Below are 21,049 nucleotides of genomic sequence, written 5' to 3' on the forward strand. Positions count from 1 at the left end.
GATAGCGCAAAGCGCGGTGCGGATGCACCTCGTTATAGTGTGCGAACCAGCCAGGCAGTTGGTCGATGACACTCTGCGCATTCGGCCTGGGGTTCACACGGACATAATCGCGTTTCAGGGTGCGGACGAACGCCTCAGCCATGCCGTTCGATTGAGGACTGCTGACTGGGGTCGTGCGCGGTATCAGCCCAATGCCCCGGGCAAACGCACGTGTGTTGCGAGCGGTGTAACAGCTGCCGTTATCGGTAAGCCACTCGATGGGCTCGGGCACTCGGTTCACCTGTCCGTAGCGATGCTCGACCGTGGCGACCATCAGGTCCTGGACGTCCTCGGCGGTGATGCCGCCCGTCGTCGCCACGTGGCCCATCGCCTCGCGGTCGCAACAGTCGAGCGCGAAGGCGACACGCACCTTTTCGCCATTGTCGCAGGTGATCTCCAACCCGTCGGAGCACCAGCGGGTGTTGCGCAGGTCGACGGCGACCCGGCCATCGTGACGCCGTTCCTCGCGGCGTTCGCCGTCCCGCTGTAGCAGCAGCCCGTGCACCTTCATGACGCGGTAGACGCGTTTTGGATTGGGCGCTTCGCGCCCGGTCTTTTCGGCCTGCCGGCGTAGCAGAGCATGAACGCGGCGATAGCCATAGGTTGGCAGATCGGCGACGAGCGCGCTGATGTCGGCGACCAGCTCGGCATCCGGCAGCGGCGGTCGTCCGCGTGGTCGGGGCGACGGGCGATGGCGCATTGCGGACAGGTGCGGGCGAGCAATTCCGACCGCCTCTGCGACCGCGCTCACCGTCCATCCCGCGGCAACGAGGTCGAGCGCAACAGCAGTTTTTTTGGGCCTGCGGCCCGGGACACGGCCTCGCGGAGCAGCTCGTTCTCCATGGCCTTCTTGCCGAGCAGCCGGTGTAGTTCGCGCACCTGCGCCTCGAGCGCACGGTAGTCGGACGCCGGCACCACTTCCTCGCCAGCTGCCGCGGCGGTCAGCGCACCTTGCGCCATCAGGCGCCGCCAGGTGAAGATCTGATTCCCACCAATGCCGTGCCGGCGGGCGACGAGCGACACGCTCATCCCGGGCAGATATGTCTCCTCGACGATCCGGACCTTTTCCTCCGGTGTCCACCGCCTCCGGCGCTGAACACCGGAGAGGACCTCGCCATCATTGTAACGCCTAGTCGTACCGTCAGTCATGTGCCTCACTCTTATCTAAGAGCGGGGACCTGTCAGGGTATTTAGGGGGCCACCTCAGCGGACCCCGTTCCCACTGCTCGTCGCTCAATCCATGTCGATCCAAGATGACGCTCCCTTCGTCAGCCTTGAATCGCACCCCGCCCCCCAAAAGTGAACCCCCCTAAAATGTCCACACGCCTTAGTGTCGTATAGTCATGACGTCTGGCAGCCGCGAGGTCGCGTTCGGCCGAAGCGCGGACCGCGGCGACGGGGGGTGTCGGGCGCGAGGTCGAAGCGGCGAAACCCTGTGGCGGCGGCGATGCGGACGATCGCGGTTGTGGCGCCGCAGATGTGCAGCGCGCCCTCCGACGCGGTGATTGCGCCGCCATCGGTTTCGACCGACAGGATCGTCGCGAACGCCATGCCCCGACCAGGGCTATCCGAATATCGAATGGGGTCGGGGACATCGCGGTAATCGGGCTCGCTCTGCGTGGGTGCCTTGCCGAGCAGGGTGATCTGGTTGCTGCCTGATTGTGCGGTAGCCGTCGCCGTCGCGCGCAGCTTGCTCGTCAGCATGAGGCGGCAATTGATCATGCCGCGTCGATCCGCGGTAAGGCGCAGCACGATCACGCCATCGGGGTGCGAGGCGAACAGGTCGCGGCCGAAGCCTGTCCCGCCAGAGCTATACGTGACGGATGCAACCGCGCGATCGAGGTTGAGCGTCCGGCGATAGTCCTGCGGGGCTTCGCGATGGTCCATCTCGAGGTGGAGATCCGCCATCGGTGCATAGCTCGCACTGAACGGCCCCTGGAGAGCATGGCTCAGTTGGTCGGCACTGATCGGATCATCGGCGAACACGGCGCGGCGCACCGCAGCGAGCGCAGCCCGGTTTCGAGGATCGGCATGGTCTCTATCGCCGCCCACATGCCCGGGGCTGACGTCGGGCTGGCCGCTCCACAATGTATCGTGATTGAGCGATAGCATGTCGCGCACAACCCCGCCGCCCATCATCGCGGCGAGCCGGCCGTTACCCACGGGGTGCCCGAGCAGCCACTCGCTCGCGGGCTCGGTCGCCGCAATCCGGTGGCGCTCGTCCGCGCCGGGGGCGCTGGCTTCGACGGCGCCCAGGCCCGTGAAGAGCCCGGCGAACATGGAACCGGTCCCTGCTGCCATCACGCGGCGACGTGACACGCTGGCGAATGCGTCGCGACGCCCGGTGGTTGACCCGTCATGCTTTCCCTTCCCGCATGGCGACGCGTCCGGTGGCGCCGCCATGCCTGGCTACGGCCCTAGAAATCCAGGGTCGCCCCGATGTTGATAGACCGGCCGAGCGCATCATAGACCGAAGGCGAGGTGTTGACGCGCTCCGCCGCCTCGAGCGGGGGGCTGGGACGAACTGGCGCCGCCCGGTTGAGCACGTTGTTGACGACCAGTCTCAGCGTCAGCGCCCGCGATACGGTGACGCTCCCGCTCAGGTCGAACACGTCATAGGCGGGCAGATACTTATATGCGTCCGGCACGCTCGGATCGTCCTCGCCGAAGATCGGATTTCCATCAAGGCGCGAGTTCTTCAGCCCCGAATTATGCCTCCAGTTGACCGAGACCAGCGCCTGAGTCTGCGCAGCTTCGGGCGAGCTGAGCGTAAACCGGAAATTGTGCTGATACCGGCGATAGCCCTGCCCGGCATAGGGCCCGAACAGCCCGACCACGTTGAAGTCGGTGTCGGGGAGGCCGAGATCACCGCCCTTGGCGGTCTGCAGCGTCGCGACATAGCTGGTGGAGAACCGCGCCCAGTTGCCCATCCGCGTGTCGTAATTGGCAGAGAAGTTGAACCCGCGGGCATTCGTTCGGCCAAGGTTGCTGTATCCCTGGTTGATATAGCCCGTTGCTGCTCCGGCGTTGCTGAACAGCGTCCCGTCAGCGTTGCGCTTGAGCTGTCCGCAGAAGAAATCATAGCCGGTGTTCGCGCAGGTCTGCAGGAAGTCGATCGCGCGGTAATAGCCGATGCCGTTCTGGATCTCGATGCTGTAATAATCGGCGGTCGCGGAAAAACCGCGCAACATGCGGGGCGTCAGGACGAGGCCGTAGGTGTAGGTGTGGGCGACTTCGGGCGTCACCAGACCTTCGGAACCGTTGCGGACAGTGCACAGGAAGTCCGGACATTGCTGGATCGCGCCATATTGGGCGGCGGTCACGCCGGTGCTCGCGCAGACCTCGCGGCTCGCAACGGGGCTCGTCCCTGCGCACGGATCGCCCAGCGTGTTCGTGTCGAGCACGCCGTAACTGGCGTTGGCGTTCGACGAGAGTTCGTAGATGCTCGGTGCGCGGGTTGCCTTGTTGTAGCTCGCCCGGAAGAGCAGATCCTCGATCGGCCGCCAGCTGCCGTCGATCTTGTACGTCGACCGCACCCGTTCGACCCCGGAATATTTCGATCCACGGATCGCGGCGCCGATACTCAGGTCGCGGATCAGGGGGCGATCGCTGACCAGCGGCACGTTGACCTCACCGTAGAGGTCGACCGCGTTGTTGGACAATGTCGAGGGCGTCGACCCGAACGCAGCCTGATAGGCGGCGTCGGGGCGGGAACGATAGCCGCTCGACCGATATTCCCCGCCAACCGCGATGTTGATGCCTTTGGTCGAAAACGGGCTTCTGATGCCATATTCGCCGAGGTCGCCGGTGACGTTGGCATTTCCCACCCATTGTTCATACCGCTCGCGGAACACGCCGCCGCCCTGCGCGAACGACAGATAGTCGACGGCCGCGGCGCTGGGCCCGTTGGTCGAGAAAATGTCGAGCGGGACGCAGCTCGGGTCGGATCCGCTGACCACTGCGGCGCAGGTCGGCGTGCCGTTGACGTCGACCACCTGCAGTGCGGTGGCGACCTTGGCGGGGTCGATGCGGCCGAGTTGTTGCTGGCGGTAGAGCGTGGTCGAATAGACGCCGCCTACGTCGTAATGCCATGCGCTGCCCAGATCGCCGCGAAACCCCGCCACCGCGCGATAGATCTCGTTGGAAGACAGCGTCGACTGCGCGTCAGTAAAACGGTAGCGGACATCGGTGCGGACGTTCGTCGCCGTCCCCGCGGCAGTACCGCACAACGCGCCTGCCTGCTGCTGCGATAGAAGCGGGTTGTCGCAGTTGATGTCATAGGGGATCGAGCCGGGCTGGATCGTGGCCGGATCCGACTGGCTCCGCGACTCGGACCTTAGATAGAGCCCGTTTGCGTAGAGCTGCAGCGCGGGGGAAACCTCGTAGTTGAGGAAGACGGCGCCGTTGTATCGCTTGTTCTCGCGCTGGAAATAGAAGCTGTCGTTGTAGTTGTAGCCGTTGGCCCCCGTGAACGGGACGAACTCGCGATCGCCACCCGCCGCGTTCGTGAGGACGGAGCCATTCTGCGCCGGCCCGGACAGCGCCTGGAAATAGCCAGCCGGCGTTGCCGAGGATGGTGAGGCGCAGACGACCGACTGCCCCGACAAGGTGATCGGGCAGACGGAAAACGACCGCGACGACGCAAGGACAGGCTCGACCTGGCTATAGGCCCCGAACAGCGAGATGTTGCCGCGACCGCCGGCGAAATTTTCGCCCATGCTGATATTGGCGTCGAACCGGCCGCCATCATTAGCCATGCCGCTGGGCACGGCGAAGCCTGCGTCACGCGCGGCCTGCGCCGCGATGTTGTCGCGGTTGTCGGCGTTGTAGAAGCCGTAATTGACGTTCGCGTTGACGCCCTCGAAATCCTTGCGGAGGATGAAGTTCACCACGCCGCCGATAGCGTCCGAGCCATAGACGGCAGAGGCGCCGCCGGTCAGCAGATCGACGCGCTCGATCAATCCGACCGGTACGACGGACGCATCGATGCCCTCGGTGACACCGATCCGCTGACCGTCGATCAGGGTTAGCGTCCGGTTGGTCCCGAGCCCGTGGAAATCGAACTGCTGGCGCCCGTTGCCGTTCGATAAATTGGTGTCGTTGTTCTTGATTGCCGGAACGCGGTTCAGCACCTCCTGGACACTGAAGGCTGCCTGCAGCTTGATGTCCGCCTGGCTGACGCTGGTCACCGGTGCGGTTTCGACGAGGTTTTTCGACCGGATGCGCGAGCCCGTCACGACGATGTCGCCACCAGGCGGCGTCGGACCCGTCGTGTCGTCCTGTTCCGTGTCGGGCTGGTTCGCCGGGCGTTGCGGCAAAACCTGTGACTGAGACCCCGTCATCGCCACGCGCGTCAGCGCGGCGGGGCGTGCGATCACATAGACGCCCTGTCCCGTTCGCGACGTGACGAGACCACTGCCTTGCAAGAGCCGGTCGATCGCCACGTCCGGCGTCATCGATCCGCTGATCGTCGGGGATACGCGGTCGGCGAGGAGGGTTTCGTCGAACACCATCTGCACGTGCATCTGGCGGCCGAGCAACCGCAGCGCCGGGCCGAGTGGCTGGGCCTTGATGTCGACGCGAACCACCCGCTGCGCCTGTGCCGGAGAGACCGCCATGACCGTCGCGATTGCCACGCAGCTTACGCCGAGAATTCGTCGGTCCCTTAACATGGCTTTGTTGCACAAAGGGCGTTGGGATTCCCTGTGAGGGTCAGGAAGCGTAGGTGGGATGGATGCCAAAACCGACCATGCCGAAGTACCGCACGACGAACTGGAGCGAGTATAACGCAGCGCTGAAGCGCCGCGGGTCGCTGGAGGTCTGGTTTGACCCGGGCATGGATTGGCTGGCAGCCCCGATTGGTCGTCGAGGTCGGCCGATGCGGTTTTCGGACAGCGCGATCAGGGTTTGCCTGACGCTGAAGATAGTGTTCGGACTGCCGCTACGGCAGGTGACGGGACTGGTTGCCAGCCTGCTGAAGCTGGCAAAGCTGGATTGGCCGGTGCCGGATTACACGACGCTATGCCGTCGGCAGAAGACATTGGCGGTGTCACTTGATGGTCGCGCCAGTACGGGTGGTCTGCATTTGCTGGTCGACAGTACCGGGATCAAGATGATGGCGAAGGCGAATGGAAGACGCGCAAGCACGGCGCTTCCTACCGTCGCCAGTGGCGTAAGGTTCACCTTGGGATCGACGCCGAAACCCTGGAGATCCGGGCCATCGAGGTCACAACCAATGCGATTGGCGACGCCGCGACACTGCCGGATCTGCTGGCGCAAATCCCGACGGACGAACGGATTACGATCGTCGGGGGTGATGGCGCCTACGACACCAGAAAGTGTCGGGCCGCGATCGCAGCCCGGGGCGCAGACGCGGTCATTCCCGTACGCCGGGGCGGCCAGCCATGGAAGAAGCCGGCGGCCGGCGCCGATGCTCGCAACGAAAACGCTACGCGCGATGAAAAGGCTCGGTCGAACAATCTGGAAGAAGTGGAGCGGCTACCATCGCCGCAGCCTGGTCGAGACGAAGATGCACTGCTTCAAGCTGCTCGGCGAGCGCGTCGCATCGCGCACCTTTGATCGTCAGATTACCGAGCTCAAACTCCGTGCCGCAGTTCTCAATCGATTTTCACAAATAGGAACACCGACCACCATCCGCGTTGCATAGATCTCGTCAGTAAAACCATATTTGTGCTTAATTATCTTTGTGCAACAAAGCCCCGGAGAGCGGCCTGTCGAGGTCTTCAGGGCGGCATTCGACCAGTACTGGGACGATCCGCAGGGCTTCAAGAAGAGTGCGTCCGCCGGCTGGTGCGATCTCGGTATCGCCGACGTCGACGCCCGGGTGTCATTCTCGCCACATTCGGCAAGGAACAGCGTCCTCCTGGGCATCGGCGAGGATGTCGCCGCGGCTACCTCGTCCGTGATGTACTCGCTCGCCTTCCTGTCGATCACGCCCGGGGCCATACGCGAGGCGCTCGTCGAGCGCGCCGATCGGGAGGAACTCTTCGTCGCGGGCATCGCCGACCGGCGTACCGGCATCGAGGTCGCGGTCGGAAGCTCGAATCTTCCTCCGACATACGTCGCCCCCCTCGACCGCGACGCACCACCGCCATTCTCCGAGGAGCCTAGGGCACTGACGGCGAGCAATGGCGGGACTAGGATGCATCACAAGTTCATCGTGCTCGACTTCGATACGCCCGAGGCACGAGTCTATCTCGGCTCCTACAACATGTCGAAGGCGGCGGACGGCAGCAACGGCGAGAACCTCGTGCTGGTACGCGACGGCCGCGTCGCCGCAAGCTACATGATCGAAGCGCTGCGCATGATCGACCACTACCAGTGGCGCGCGGTCCTGAAGGAGCGGAAGACGGCGGCGAGGCCGCTCACGCTGCGCAGGCCGCCTGCGCTTCCAGGCGAGACGCCGTGGTGGGTCGAGGACTACGAGGAACCACGCAAGATCAAGGATCGCAAGCTCTTCAGTCGCTGACTGGGCGGCAGAGCCGGCCGCCGCGTCCAAGCATGAATGCCGAGCGGAGCCAACGATCCGGGCTCCAGTAGCAGAGAACGTATGTTCCCATTTCGTTCCTGGTCCTGTATGCCGCCCGAATGGTGGCCGCGGTCCGCAAGATCATCCACGTCGACATGGACGCCTTCTTCGCCTCGGTGGAGCAGCGCGACGATCCGTCGCTGCGCGGCCGCCCGGTCGCGGTCGGCCATGGCGCTGCGCGGGGAGTGGTCGCGGCCGCCAGCTACGAGGCGCGGAGGTTCGGCGTCCGGTCAGCGTTGCCATCGGTCACGGCGCTGCGACGCTGTCCGGACCTCGTGTTCGTGGCCCCACGATTCGAAGTGTATCGCGACGTCTCCCGTCGGATCCATGAGGTCTTCGCGCGATACACCGACCTGATCCAACCGCTCTCGCTTGACGAGGCCTACCTGGACGTGACCACCAACCGGCTCGGCATCGAGACGGCGTGGCTGACGGCGAAGGCGATCCGGGCCGCGATCCTGGCCGAGACCGGGCTCACTGCCTCGGCCGGCATCTCGTACAACAAGTTTCTCGCCAAGCTCGCATCGGACCATCGCAAGCCCGATGGCCAGTTCGCAGTGATGCCCGGCATGGGCGCGGCGTGGGTGGAGACGCTGCCGGTCAGCCGGTTCCACGGCGTGGGCCCGGTGACCGCGGAAAAGATGAGGGGTCTCGGCATCGAGACGGGAGCGGATCTGCGTTCCAAGTCTCGCGAATTCCTGCAGCGTCACTTCGGCAGTTCGGCCGGATGGTACCACGCGATCGCCCGCGGCGAGGACGACCGTCCCGTCAATCCGAACCGGGTCCGCAAATCCTCCGGATCGGAAACGACCTTCGGACGCGATCTCACCGAACCGAGCGAGATCGAAGCCGGCGTAATGCGCATGGCGAACGACGTCTGGCGGTGGTGCGAGACGCGGCAGGCGTTCGGCAGGACGGTGACGGTGAAGGTGAAGTACGGGGATTTCCAGCAGATCACGCGCAGCCGGAGCCAGCCGACAGCCGTGGCGACGCAGGAGGCCCTCCACATGGTCGCGCGCGAGCTCGTCCGGTCCGTGTTGCCACCGCAAAAAGGCATTCGCCTCGTCGGCGTGACGGTGTCGAACTTCGTCGAGAAGGTCATTCCGCCAAGTGATCTGCCGATCTTCCCGGACGCGGCGGCCTGATGCAGGACCTTTCGACATGCCCGTGCTGCCAGGGCTCTCCACGCGTTCGGACTGATCGATGCAGTCGAAGAGCGGATGCTGGTCGAGCGCATCGATTCCACAGGTCTCACGCCCTTTCGCTTCCCGACTGGACAGGCACCCTCGGGCCAGGCGGTACGCAGACGGCGCGCACTGCGGCTTTCTGAGGATCAGGACATCGGCGCGACAGCCGACGCAGCACCGTGGATATTTGGACATTCCCTTCCTCGATGTCTGCCCTTTGACACCAGAACATGACCGCAGGAACGCCACTCCGGTTTGATCTTGGTCAGTCGCCTGCCGATCGGTAAAGAACGCGCCGGGGGCGACTATGCGGAAGTTGGCATTCATGGCGCTCGCGGCCTTCGGGTTCGCGGGCGAGGCAGTGGCGCAGCGCGCCGATCAGAACGCCGCGCGTGCGGCCGAGGATGCGTTCGGCGTAAGCTATGCCAACGAGTCCGTGGGCCTTTACGACGAAGAAGACGTGCGCGGCTTTTCCCCGATCGATGCCGGCAACGTCCGCCTCGAGGGCCTGTATATCGATCAGCAGGCGGACCTCAGCTATCGCATCGTCGATAGCTCGATCATCCGCGTCGGCCTGACGGCGATCGACTATCCGTTTCCAGCGCCGACCGGAATCGCGGACTTTCGCCTTCCCGATGCTCCCAGGGCTCTAGTGCTCAGCCCGCGGCTGAACGCCGGCACATTTGGCGATGCCAGCGTCGAGTTCGACGTGCGCGCGCCGATCGCCGGTGACGCCTTGTCGGCCGCCGGCGGGTTCGGCCTCTACCGGGACAACGAATGGTTCGGGGGCACGCCGAAGTCCTTCTCCAGTGGGATCAGCCTCAGGTGGCGTCCCGCGCCTGACACCGAAATCATCCCGTTCTGGAGCCTGGACAAGACGTGGAGCGAGGAGGCCGTACCGACCTACTTCACCAGCGGGGCGTTCGTTCCGCCGCGGGTGCGCGATCGTCGCCGCTATACCGGGCAGGAATGGGCGACCAATACCAGTCGCGGCAGCAACACGGGCGTGATCGCCCGCACGAGATTGGGCGACTGGTCACTGGCGGGCGGTCTGTTCCGCTCGATCTACTCCGTCAGTCGCGATCGGACAACCTTGTGGCTCGATGTGGACGAGAAGGGCACCGGTACGGAAACCGTCTATGCGTCCCCGTCGTCGCGCTATGCGTCCACGTCGGGAGAGGTGCGCGTGTCCCGCACCTTCACGGAAGGCCCGCGGCTGCATCGCTTCCATGCGTCGGTGCGCGCTCGCGATCAGGCCCGGCTCTACGGCGAGGCGGAAGCAGTCGAGCTGTCCCGCCGCAGCATCGCAACGCGCGCGCGACCGCCGAGCCGTCGTTCGCCTTCGTGGAGCGCACGCCCGATGACGTTCGGCAGGTGACAGGTGGCATTGCCTATGAGGGGCGCTGGAAGGGGCGCGGCAGCCTCAACATCGGCGTCCAGAAGACCGATTACCGCAAGCATGTCCGCCCGCCCGGGCGCGAGGCCATCATGTCGCTTGATCGGCCGTGGCTGTTCAACCTGATGGCCTCGCTCGAAATGTCGTCGGGTCTGTCGGCCTATGCTGGGGTGACGCGAGGGCTGGAGGAAAGCGAGGTCGCACCGGATATTGCCGTGAACCGGAATGCCGCACCACCGGCGCTTCGAACGCGGCAGGTCGATGCCGGCGTGCGCGCCTCACTGGGCAAGCTGCAAGCGGCGATGGGCGTGTTCGATGTCCGCAAGCCCTATTTCAACCTCGACAATTCAGACTTCTACCGCCGGCTCGGCGAAGTCCGTCATCGCGGCATAGAGGGGTCGTTGAGCGGTGACCTGACGCCGTTCGCCAGCCTGGTCGCAGGCGCGGTGCTGCTCGATCCCCGCGTCACCGGGGAGCTGGTCGACGACGGCACGATCGGCGCGCGTCCTGTCGGCACCAGTCGCAGCCGCATGATGCTGGCGCTCGACGTGCATCCGGAGGGTTGGGGAGGATCGTCCTTCGACATTCAGGTGACGCGACATGGCGGATCGTTCGCCGACCAGGCCAACGCCGTCCACCTGTCATCGCGCCCGACCGTCGCCTTGGGTGCGCGTCACCGGCTACAGTTGGCGCGGCGCGACGTGATCGCCCGCGTGCAGGTGACGAACCTGTTCAATACCTATCGGTGGATCGCCGACCCCTCGGAAGGCCTGACCTACAACTCAGGCCGCTATGTCGGATTTTCGCTAGCGACCGACCTCGAGAATTAGCCCAACACGGCGGCGGTTGTCAGAACAACTCAGCCAGCATGAGGTTAAACTGGAGCTTGCGTTCATCGGCGGCGAGGATGCCATGTTGTTGCAGGAGCCGGTCTTGCAGCGATGCGTCAAACGCCCGAGGCAATGCCACAGTATGGCATGATACTGGTAGCGGTCCGCGATACCGACCCTGCCGGCGTCGATGCAGCCGACCACTTCGCCATCGAGCATCAGGATATTACCGGGCGAGAATTCGCCATGCGCAATGACGGGATCGGACGGCATCGGGAACAGGCGCTGTATCGCTTCCCACACCTGTTCCGCCGACCAGCATTCGCGCTCGTCGTCGAAGTCGTGCTCCTCCTCGACCAGACCGGCGTCGATGCATTCGCGTGCGCGGGGAGGGCGGTATGGCGATCGAGTTGGCTTACAGTAGTCCACGAGTGGAAGTTTCGGATCTTCGGCGTCCCGACTGGGAACGGCCAAAAAGACCGCCGAGGCTTTTCCCTTGGAATCTCTCAACAACGCGGTGATTTGGGAAGCACCTGACCGTCGATGGATGGTCCCAGCGCTTCGATGATTCGGCACTCGGCGACGGTGCCGCCATCGCAGGAGTCTATGACCGCCTTCAGCTCTCGGCGAAGCGCGGCCAGATCGGCGAGCTTGCGATCCACCTCGCGCAGATGCTCGTTGGCGATGCGGTCAATGCCGGCGCAGTCGCAAGTACGGTCGTCCGACAAACCCAGCAGCGCACGCACCTGATCAAGCGAGAAGCCGAGATCGCGCGCGCGCCGGATGAACGACAGCCGCCCCAGTTCGACCGCGCCATAGGTGCGATAGTTGCCAGCGCTGCGAGCGGGCGCTGGCAGCAGGCCAATGCGCTCGTAATAGCGCACCGTCTCTACCTTGGTGTTCGTCGCCTTGCCCAGATCGCCGATCGTCAGCGCCATGCCCTTGACCCTGTAGTTGCTACAGCCGCTACATGGATCGTCGCGCTGATGATTGCGAGGTGACAACATGGCAGGTTGCGCCGCGGCGGACACGGAGGTTGACGATGGGGCGTGGCGGAGCGTGCTGTGGGGCGCGCTTGCCACCGCCGCAGGCATGTTCGGCGTCGAGATCGTTGCCGTCGTGGCGGCGCACTCCGCCTCGCTCAAGGCGGATGCGCTCGACGTCCTGGGCGACATCGCGAACTATGCTATCAGCCAGGGCGTGACGGGAATGGCGCTGCGCTGGCGTGCCCGTGTCGCGCTGGCGAAGGGCGCCTTCTACTCGGCCCCTGGGCGATAGGCTGTACCCCCTGGATGGCGGCGACGGACACGCTGCCGGGCGCGGAGACGGCGGGGATCGTCGGCGTCGCGCCGCTGATGGCGAACTCCGTCTGCGCCGCGCTGCTCTGGCGGCACCGGGGAGGAGAAGCGTACCGGCACTCGGTGTGGATATGCTCGCGCAACGACGCGATCGGCAACATTGCCGTGATAGCCGCGGCGTTCGGCGTGGTCGGCGCCGGCACCGGCGGGCTGGTTATCGCGGTTGCCGCGATCCTCGTCGGCCTCGGCGTGGTCGGGGGCTGGCTGAACATTCGCAAGGCGCGTGTCGAGCTGGCTTAATCCGCGCCGAACCGGAAGCGGACACCGCCGTTAATGGTGCGGCCGTCGAGCGGCCCCCAGGCATCAACCGTCCATGCCCCGTCCGGTGCGCGCCGGGGCAGCAGCAGTGGGTCGAAACGAGTCTGCCGGAAGTTCAGCAGGTTCTCGGCGTTGATGAACAGGCTGACCTTGCCCAGCACCAGTTCGCCCATCGCACCCAATTCGACGTAGGGGCGGCTGCCGGTGCGATATGGGTTGTCCTCCAGCTTCTGGCGGCCGGTGTAATAGGCTTCCAGTCCAGTCCGGCCGCGCCCGTGCTTTTCCCAAACTGCCGTCAGTCCGGCGGTGTTGCGCGGGGTGAGCGGCATGAGGCGGCGACCGACGCCAGCCGGATCAGGCTCGCGCGCGACGGTGCGGACGTAGCTGCCCGTGAAGGTGATCGCGTCCAGATGATAGCGCAGCAGCAGCTCGGCACCGCGGGTACGGGTTTCGCCATCGGCGTTGACCAGCGCGGCGCGGGTCGCGCTGACGTCGCGGAACTGCGTGGCGTGGTCGATGTTCGATCCGAACAGCGTCAGGCTCGCCTCGATCGGCCCGCGAGCGTAGCCGAAGTCGATCGAGGCGGAGTCGGCCGTCTCGGCGCGAAGGCCCCGCAGCGGTTGGATCCGCGACAGGCCCGCCGCCTCCACCTCCTCGATGAACGGCGTGGGCGCATAGAAGCCGCGCCCAAGCGAGGCGTGCACAGTCCACGGTCCCAGCCTGAACAGCATCGACAAGCGTGGACTGACGCGCGCGCCATACTCGCTGTGATCGTCCAGGCGAGCGCTGCCCGCCAGCGTCAGGTCGGGCGACAGCTTCTGCTCGGCCTGCGTGAACAGCGCTGGCACCCGGTAGGTGTAGTCGAAGGCCGGAAAGGTTCGCGAGCGGTAGCTATCCACCTGATAGGCCGCGCCCGCGAGCCAGGTCGTGCCGCCTGTGCCGCCCCCAAGCGAGACTTCGGTCAGCACGGTGCGATGGCGGTCGTTCTCTACAAGATCGCCGAAGACATGGCGGTGCCCTTGCGTGACGCCGGAAGCTCTCAGGTAGAGCGTGCCGACGCCTTCGATCAGTGCCTGCGCGTTAAGGCCCGCGTCCAGCCGCCGGCTGCGCTGGTCTTGGGAGAAGGGCGAGCCATCCGGCAGGACGCGCCCCGGCAACGTGCCACCGCGGCGCTGCTCAGCGAGTGCGCCCACGGTCGCATAGACCTTGTTACCGCTCGCGCCTTCCCAGAACAGCCGCGGCCGGAACGTCAATCGTTGATAGCCGGGGATGTTCGCCCAGCTATCTCCGTCTATGTCCTGCGCGTCCTGCCGGTTGAACCCGCCTGTCAGCGAGTAGCTGATCGCATCTGTCAGCAGGCCGGAATTGTAGGCGCTTACGTCCTGTCCGCCACGACTGGTCGTGTTCAATAGCAGCTCGCCCTGCTGCGCCGGTGATGGACGCCGCGACACGAGGTTGATGACGCCGCCCAATGCGGACGGTCCGTAGAGTGCCGACGCCGCGCCCTTTATGATCTCGACCTGACCCAGATCGGTCGGCGGTATCTGGAGAAGGCCGATCGAGGGTGTTTGGCCACCGTAGAGCGGCAGGCCGTCGGCGAGGATTTGCGTGTAACGACCCTTCAGGCCCTGCACCCGGACGTTCGCCGCCCCCAGCGCCGGCGACGTGACCTGAACGCGAATGCCGGGTGTCTCGCTGACCAGCATGGCAATATTGCCAGGCTGCATGAGGATCTTCTCCTCGATCTCCTCCCGGTCCAGCACTTCGACGCGGATCGGCTCGTCCTGCACTCGGCGGCCGGTGCGGGTCGCCTGCACGACGATATCCTCACCCTCGTCCGCCCCCTCGGTGGCTGTCGCCTGCGCCGGTGTAGCGGGTCGGTTCTGCCCCACGGCACCGCTCGGAATCAAGGCAAGGGCGACAAACACGAACGGCGACACCATCGAACCCCAGTTGCCCGTCCCGTATCGCAAACCACTACCCCCGACATGCGCAGCGCGGTCATCACACCTCGCGAGGGAGGTTCTGTAGGGGCTGTAGCTACTACAGGGTCAAGCCCGTCCGCTAATTCGCAGGAGGAAGATCATGCGCGAGTCGCGTCGGCGATGCTGCCGGGCTGCAGACCGGCATATGACAGTGACATGGCGTATTTCGCGGGGCACGCGGGCGATCAGGCGCTGCTGTTGCCGGCATCGGTCGAGAATTACTATCGGCAGAACGAGAACGTCTGGGACCGGCCGGAAATCGTCTTTGGTTCAGGAACGGCGACGCCAATCCGATACCTTGCGCAGTGTCCGGGCAAGTTTATCCACGGCGTAGGGCTTGTGCAAAAGCTCGAAACCATGGGCGCCATTCTGGGCAAGGACGGTACTGTAGCCGCTGGTCAGGATCACCGGAAGCCGGGGATAAAGCCGGCGGATCTCCTGGCCCAGTTCGATACCCGACATGCCAGGCATGACAACGTCGGAGAAGACGACATCGAAGCCGTCGCACCCTTTGGCCAGTACGGCGAGTGCACTGGCAGCATCGACGGCTAGACGGGTCTTGTATCCAAGTTGGGATAGAGCCTGCGTAGCGAAGGTGCCTACTTCAGCATTGTCTTCGACAACAAGTACGCAGGCACCTTCGCCGATCATCGGCAGGTCGGAGGCGTCCGCACCCACCTCCGGTTTGTCGGGCATGACCGCGAGCGGCAGATACAGCGTAAAGGTCGCTCCTTCGCCTTCGCGGCTTTCGACGATGATGTCGCCGCCCGACTGCTTGGCGAAGCCGAACACCTGGCTAAGGCCAAGGCCAGTGCCTTCGCCGACACCCTTTGTCGTGAAGAAGGGCTCGAAAATACGATCGATCTTGTCCGCTGCGATGCCCGAGCCGGTGTCCGTCAGTGCCACGGCAACGAAGTCGCCGGGTATGAAGGAATGCGACCGTACCGCCGGCATGCCCGAAACTCTTCCGACCCTGATCGACAGCCGCCCTTCGCTCTTCATCGCATCCCGGGCGTTGACGGCCATGTTGACGATCGCGGTATCGAACTGGCTGCGATCGGCGTTGATCGGGTGTGGCACATGGCCCGCATCGATCGCCACCTCGATACGCGAGCCGGTGATCGTTCCCATCATGTCACGCAACGCGACGACGTTCTGCGCCGCATCGAAGATTTCGGGCGTCAACGCCTGTCGGCGGGCGAAGGCGAGGAGTTGACCGGTAAGTTTCGCCGCGCGGTCAGCCGTATCGGCGATCGCATCGATATAGCGCAGGCGCTTCTCCTCGGACACGCCTGGGCGGCGCAGCAGGTCGACCGATCCACGGATCACCGTCAGGAGATTGTTGAAGTCGTGTGCGACCCCGCCGGTGAGCTGACCGACCGCCTCGACCTTCTGGGACTGCCGGAGCGCTTCCTCGGTAAGGCGCAGGCTCTGCTGCGCTTCCTTCTCGGCAGTGATATGCCTCCCGGTCGCGTAGATCGCTTCTTCGGCAGGAGCTGCTACCCAGGATATCCAGCGGTAGCTGCCGTCCTTGTGACGGTAGCGGTTCTCCACTGCCGAGATCGGACCAAGCGCCAGATTGGCGAGCAATGCCGGCAATGCACCGAGGTCGTCGGGATGCACCAGATCGGTAATGGGCATGTTTTCGACTTCGGCCGAGTTCCAGCCGAGGATGTCTGCCCAAGCCGGATTGGCAGCCTGGATGACGCCATCCGGGCTGGTTACCATCAGCAGATCAGGTGAGGTATCCCATAGATGATCCCGCTCGGCCGTCGCCTCGGCTGCATCGACTTCAAGCGAGGCGTGTGCGAACCGAAGGTCTTCGAGCGCGGTCGCCAGGTCGGCCTGGCTATGCCGCAGAGCTTCGTCCGACAACCGCTGCTCGGTCCGGTCGCGTAGAACCTTCACGAACCCGATCGTGTTGCCGTCTTCACCCTTGAGCGGCGTCACCTCGCCATTAGCCCAGAAGCGCTCGCCGCCCTTGCGCTGGTGCCAGCGCTCGTCGGTGCCACTGCCCGTTTCGATCGCCAGCTGCATCTCGATCTGCGGCCGCCCGCCGGCAACGTCTTCGGGCGTGAAGAAACGGTCGACCTGTTCGCCGAGCATCTCCTCTTCGGTCCATCCCAGCGTTCGCCGTGCGCCCTCGTTCCAGCGAGTTATGCGCCCGTCGAGATCGGTGGCGACAACGGCGTAGTCGGTCGCACTATCGAGAATCTGGCGGTTGCGGTTTTCACGCGCATCGGCGGCAGCCTGCCCCTGCACCTGTTTGGTAGTCTCGTTGGTGACGCAGAACATGCCGACGATCTTGTCGTTCTCATCGCGCACGGGCGAATAGGAAAAGGTCCACCAGGTTGGTTCGGGGGTGCCGTGACGGGTCACGGTCAACGGCAGATCGTGGTGGAGGCTGCCGTCACCTGCGAGAGCATTGGCCACGATGGGTTCGATGTCATTCCAGACGTCCGACCACAGCTCCGGGAAGCGCATGCCGGTGCCATAGGTCCAGCGAGGACCGAGAAACTCGGCATACGCGTCGTTGTAGAACGAGAAGAGGTCAGGCCCCCAGGCCAGGAACATCGGCTGGGGAGAACTCAACATTGTGTTGACCATTACCCGCAACTGAACGGGCCAGGAGCTGGGAGAGCCGAGCGGATGGCGGCTCCAGTCCATCGACCGGATCAAGCTGGCGATCTCCCCATGATGGCGAGCGCTCCCGGAGCCGTTGCCGGCATTATCGACCATGTTCTGTGACATCAGGATTGCTTCGTATGGTCTGAAATGGTGTTCAGGGGACGGCTTGAAACCTCGTCCCGCTCGAGCGACCGCAACCTCGCACGGACGACTTCACTGGCACTGGCAAAACGGCCCGATGCTGTACGGTCTGCGATGAAGGCGTGCTGTTGTGGTGTGATCGACACCGTAGGGGTTCTGCGTTCGGCCATAACCGTTCGATAGCAATGTCTTACAGATCGACACAACGGCATACCTGCTTCGATCGGACTTTCGAATGGTTGCGTCAGGAGGGCGGTCTTGTTGCGACGTTTCCCAAAAGGAGCTGCTCGCGAGAATGCCGCGCGATCTCGGCTGGGATACAAATGGTTCGAAAACTCGTTTGATATTAACCTGGATGAGTGCCGAGCCGACAAATGGCAGCAAGGTCGGCATCTTGGCGTTTATGCGATCGCGGTGTGCGAGAGGCTGTCGCAATGTGGATTTTGTAGCTCGGATCACGCCGGCACCGCCCGGACCATCCCCGGCACTCCGATGAGGGAGGTGCCTCTCTGAGGTCGTAGACGAGTGCCGTCAGACTTTACTCGGCACGGACCTTCTCCAGTCCGCGCATCAGAACGCGAGCTACCCACCTGGATCAGCGCATACGTCCGCGAACCACCATTAGCGCGTCCCTACCCTCCCAAGGGTCGAATTACGGGACTGGACCGAAGCTCTAAGACCGAGCGTATTTCGCGGTTAGGCGCGACGCACCCTTTGCCATCCAGGTAACACCCGCGATTGCCAAGCCGAGCGAGAGGCCCCAGATCCCGTAATATAGATACGGCGAAAAGATCAGCTTCATCCCCGGTAACATTATAACGGGCATGATCGCGGGAAACATCGCGACCGGCAGATATCGCTCGCGGGCATTCTCATGCATCTTCAGCTCCATCTTTTATCTTTCGCAATACCTTATGTGACGACGCGACCGGAAGTTGTCGATGGTACGAGCTTTTCCCACTCGAAGGTGAGTGGAAAAGTCGCGGCCTGACGGTCATAATATAACCGATGTGAGAGCAAACTCATCACAATCTGTTTCCAATCCTTTTTTTCAGGATTTTCCGCCAGACATGGGAAAACGGTAATGGCACGGCTAACTCAAATGGCTGGCTTCGGGACGCGCGTAGACCGAGAGCATGCAACGACGGAACAACGGTTCCGCTCTATCGCATCCGCGCATCCGCGCTGACATTCGTCACAGCGGCCGGGCTTCAGTGCCAACGGAATGACGTCTCGACGGTTCGGAACGCGATCAAATCGTCACCTGGGGCGTTGCACCGAACCCGTTACTCCATCGTGCCGCGCTGCCGTTGCCTAGGTGGAGACAGCTTCAGCGGCACGACCCGCTCGGCCTGACTGGCTTCGGGCAGTGTTCTCGGCCTGCGCCATATAGTCATCGGAATCTATGATGCGCTCCAAGGCGTCCAAGCCCGTGGCGATACGATCGTGATCCGGCCGGGGAAGCCGGAAGAGACGACCGACCTCGTGTATTTCCTGCCGGTCGATCCCACAGGCGATCTGCCATTTCGCTTCATGATATGCGACGACGTCAGCGTATTCTCGAAGGTACCTCTCCAGCGTATCCCGGAGCCTGAGCTGCTCGGGGTGGAGATCGTGCCGTCCCACAAAGGTGTTGCTGCGTACCCAGAGCCGATCGCCCTTCTCGTTGGCGAAAAAAGTCGTGCAGCTGCTCACTCCGGGTACCGTGCGAGTCGACGGTCACCATCTGCGGGCCGCTCGTCCCGGGTGCGAAGTCGTCGAACTTCTGCAGAGCGCCGAAAATGAGGCCGGATGCCCAGGGGGTCGCGAGCACCAGCGGAATGGAGCCCCTGCCGGCCATCAGTCGTCGATTGCGCATCCACATGAGCGTCGGCCAGATCCGGCCCGCGGCCAGTTGCGCCTCGGCAAGGGAGGCCAGGTGCCCTTTCCTCTGCACTACCCGCTCGAACAGATGGCGACCCACGCCCCCTGGCTGTACCGAATTGAACATCGTGATCGATGCGGACCGCAGGACGAGTACCGAGTGCGTCGCGACGGTCGTGGGCTTCCCGTCCATCTCCAGGACACGGGGCTCGAAGATCATCAGGCCGACGGCGTTCGGCCGGCCTGCCACCGTCGGCGGCGACCGCCTGATGGAAATATCAGGTAGTTCCGCCCGGATTTCGGCTTCCAGCCGTCGAACTACGTCCTTGAGATCGGTTTTCGCGACGAGGCCGCTACCGTAGTGACCGACTGCCTGCTCGAGCATGCGATCTGCCCCCAAGCATCCAACCGGCCGCTTGCTCCTCACCTCCCTCACGCGTTCTCTTACCTCAGCTTTCGTATCCAAGTAGTCCTCCCGTCTGTCCTGCGCGCCAGCATCCGCCGGCGACCGCCCTGGGTGGCAGTCAGTGCACCATGAAGCCTGCCAGAGGATTAAAGCGCGCTCCGCATGTCCCAGGCTGTCGTTCGAATACCTGCCGAAAGCTCTCCTGGCGTCGAAAGCAGGCAAGGCATCCCGGATGCTGCTCTGCGCCGACTGCCATCCTGGGGCAGCCTTGCGATCACCTTCAAATCTCGAACCGCAATCGGAGTCGAGGTCCAATCTCGGTCCGGCGAGAGTAGTGGCACATCGAGCGAGGTCGTCAGGACACATCCTGGGTTACCCGCTCGATCTGTCACCGGCCGTAGGAAGTTCGTCGTCCACCGGCACTCCCGCCGCGCGCCGTCACCGCCGCAGGCTCCTGCCGGTCACCCCCCTCGTGCTGTCAGTCTTCTGGCGGTTACATTATCCGTCTCGTACGTCCCGGAGTCGGATGCCCGCCATCTTGCGTCCCTGGACCCGCTACGCGTATTGCGGCGAAAGGTCGGTAAGCTCAGCTCCGGACCTGAGGACGGAGGAAGCGACGAAGTCGCTTTAGGCGCGAGCAGAAGCTCTTCCCGGTAGGCGCAAGCCGCTGCGCACCGCATTGGACCCAATGCAGGTGAACAATGCCCGATATAAAGAAGATCCGCGATGCGTCCTTTCGCGATCAGAATGGACGCTGCTATTATTGCCGGCAGCCTATGTGGCGAACAGATCCAGCCGCTTTCGCGAAGACGCATGCCTTGTCTCCAGCGCTGGCGTGTCGACTTCAGGCCACTGCCGAACATCTGACGCCGAAGCGTGATGGGGGCGACGACGGGAAGGCGAACATCGTTGCCGCCTGTCTGTACTGCAATACCCGTCGGCACAGAGCCCGGACGACGCTCCGGCCGGACGAATACATGCGGAAGGTGCAAAGCCGGATCGCTTCGAACAGGTGGCACATGATGTCCCTTGGGGGACCGTGACGATCGGGTGGCAGTGCTCGATCGCGCACTCGGCATCCCTTTCATTGTCAGCAGGTTTCGCAGGCTCAGCGGCAAACATCCGAACGAGTCGATCCGAATGTCGTGTCGCGAATCTCATCGATGGGCCGGGAATACGTCGGAGCGACGGCTAGGCGTGGGTGCATGTCGACTGGTCGGTCTATTGGCGATCGGAGCCCCGGGCGCGGCAGATTCGCGGGTCCGACATTGGAGCCGCCGACCCCACGGTCAGCGGCTCCCTCATACTCGCATCAGTGCTGCCAATGCATCTCCGCGGCGCAATCACACCAGATCAGGCCCTGATCGCAACCGAATGCCTGACAACGCTTGATCCGGCCGTCCTCGACG

General features: G+C 64.0%; 13 protein-coding genes and 2 pseudogenes (1 of these 15 running past the window's edge). 7 read left to right on the forward strand and 8 right to left on the reverse strand.

What is annotated here, in order from left to right; all coding sequences use genetic code 11:
* The 3 genes and pseudogenes from NI18_RS23085 to NI18_RS06650 form a co-directional block, all read right to left on the reverse strand.
* Window positions 1-1,188, reverse strand: a pseudogene (locus NI18_RS23085) (IS3 family transposase); it reaches 17 nt to the left of the window's first position.
* Between the two features lie 192 nt (window positions 1,189-1,380).
* A complete protein-coding gene (locus tag NI18_RS06645; protein ID WP_037528930.1) occupies window positions 1,381-2,319 on the reverse strand; it encodes a glycoside hydrolase family 95 protein in 939 nt (312 codons plus the stop codon).
* 137 nt (window positions 2,320-2,456) lie between these two features.
* Window positions 2,457-5,675, reverse strand: coding sequence for a TonB-dependent receptor (locus NI18_RS06650; protein WP_037528932.1), 3,219 nt, complete (start codon window positions 5,673-5,675; stop codon window positions 2,457-2,459).
* Window positions 5,676-5,773: 98 nt separating this feature from the next.
* Between NI18_RS06650 and NI18_RS06655 the strand changes: the two are divergent.
* The 5 genes and pseudogenes from NI18_RS06655 to NI18_RS22145 all read left to right on the forward strand — a co-directional run bounded on the left by NI18_RS06655 (window position 5,774) and on the right by NI18_RS22145 (window position 11,001).
* A pseudogene (locus NI18_RS06655) lies at window positions 5,774-6,706 on the forward strand (IS5 family transposase).
* Window positions 6,707-6,745: 39 nt separating this feature from the next.
* Window positions 6,746-7,528: a phospholipase D-like domain-containing protein gene (locus NI18_RS06660; protein WP_052149036.1), complete on the forward strand. Its 783-nt coding sequence runs from the start codon at window positions 6,746-6,748 to the stop codon at window positions 7,526-7,528.
* A 119-nt stretch (window positions 7,529-7,647) separates the two neighbouring features.
* Window positions 7,648-8,733, forward strand: a complete 1,086-nt coding sequence (dinB, locus tag NI18_RS06665) for a DNA polymerase IV (protein ID WP_037528933.1) — start codon at window positions 7,648-7,650, stop codon at window positions 8,731-8,733.
* A 349-nt stretch (window positions 8,734-9,082) separates the two neighbouring features.
* The gene (locus NI18_RS25000; RefSeq protein WP_052149037.1) at window positions 9,083-10,153 is read left to right on the forward strand and encodes a hypothetical protein; all 1,071 of its coding nucleotides are present in this window, start codon (window positions 9,083-9,085) and stop codon (window positions 10,151-10,153) included.
* Window positions 10,150-11,001, forward strand: a complete 852-nt coding sequence (locus NI18_RS22145) for a TonB-dependent receptor (protein ID WP_052149038.1) — start codon at window positions 10,150-10,152, stop codon at window positions 10,999-11,001. The genes NI18_RS25000 and NI18_RS22145 overlap by 4 nt, the downstream gene beginning before the upstream one ends.
* Here NI18_RS22145 and NI18_RS23090 read toward each other — a convergent pair.
* A complete protein-coding gene (locus tag NI18_RS23090) occupies window positions 10,978-11,475 on the reverse strand; it encodes a phosphotransferase (protein ID WP_198526951.1) in 498 nt (165 codons plus the stop codon). The genes NI18_RS22145 and NI18_RS23090 overlap by 24 nt on opposite strands.
* 32 nt (window positions 11,476-11,507) lie before the next feature.
* On the reverse strand, window positions 11,508-11,939 hold the full coding sequence (locus NI18_RS06680) for a helix-turn-helix domain-containing protein (protein ID WP_037528938.1): 432 nt from the start codon (window positions 11,937-11,939) through the stop codon (window positions 11,508-11,510).
* A gap of 67 nt (window positions 11,940-12,006) precedes the next feature.
* Between NI18_RS06680 and NI18_RS27865 the strand changes: the two genes are divergently transcribed.
* Both NI18_RS27865 and NI18_RS27870 read left to right on the forward strand, forming a co-directional pair.
* Window positions 12,007-12,279, forward strand: coding sequence for a hypothetical protein (locus tag NI18_RS27865; RefSeq protein WP_347574810.1), 273 nt, complete (start codon window positions 12,007-12,009; stop codon window positions 12,277-12,279).
* Window positions 12,280-12,293: 14 nt separating this feature from the next.
* The gene (locus NI18_RS27870) at window positions 12,294-12,599 is read left to right on the forward strand and encodes a hypothetical protein (protein ID WP_347574811.1); all 306 of its coding nucleotides are present in this window, start codon (window positions 12,294-12,296) and stop codon (window positions 12,597-12,599) included.
* Here the strand turns inward: NI18_RS27870 and NI18_RS06690 are convergent.
* The 3 genes from NI18_RS06690 to NI18_RS06705 form a co-directional block, all read right to left on the reverse strand.
* Entirely contained in the window at window positions 12,596-14,560 is a 1,965-nt protein-coding gene (locus tag NI18_RS06690; protein ID WP_037528940.1) for a TonB-dependent receptor, read from the reverse strand. The two genes, NI18_RS27870 and NI18_RS06690, sit on opposite strands and share 4 nt — an antisense overlap.
* Window positions 14,561-14,872: 312 nt before the next feature.
* On the reverse strand, window positions 14,873-17,353 hold the full coding sequence (locus tag NI18_RS06695; RefSeq protein WP_084215072.1) for a PAS domain S-box protein: 2,481 nt from the start codon (window positions 17,351-17,353) through the stop codon (window positions 14,873-14,875).
* Window positions 17,354-18,920: 1,567 nt separating this feature from the next.
* On the reverse strand, window positions 18,921-19,619 hold the full coding sequence (locus NI18_RS06705; RefSeq protein WP_037528946.1) for a hypothetical protein: 699 nt from the start codon (window positions 19,617-19,619) through the stop codon (window positions 18,921-18,923).
* Window positions 19,620-21,049 lie beyond the last annotated feature (1,430 nt).

The organism is Sphingomonas sp. Ant20, from assembly GCF_000783375.1.
Classification (GTDB): Bacteria; Pseudomonadota; Alphaproteobacteria; order Sphingomonadales; family Sphingomonadaceae; genus Sphingomonas; species Sphingomonas aerolata.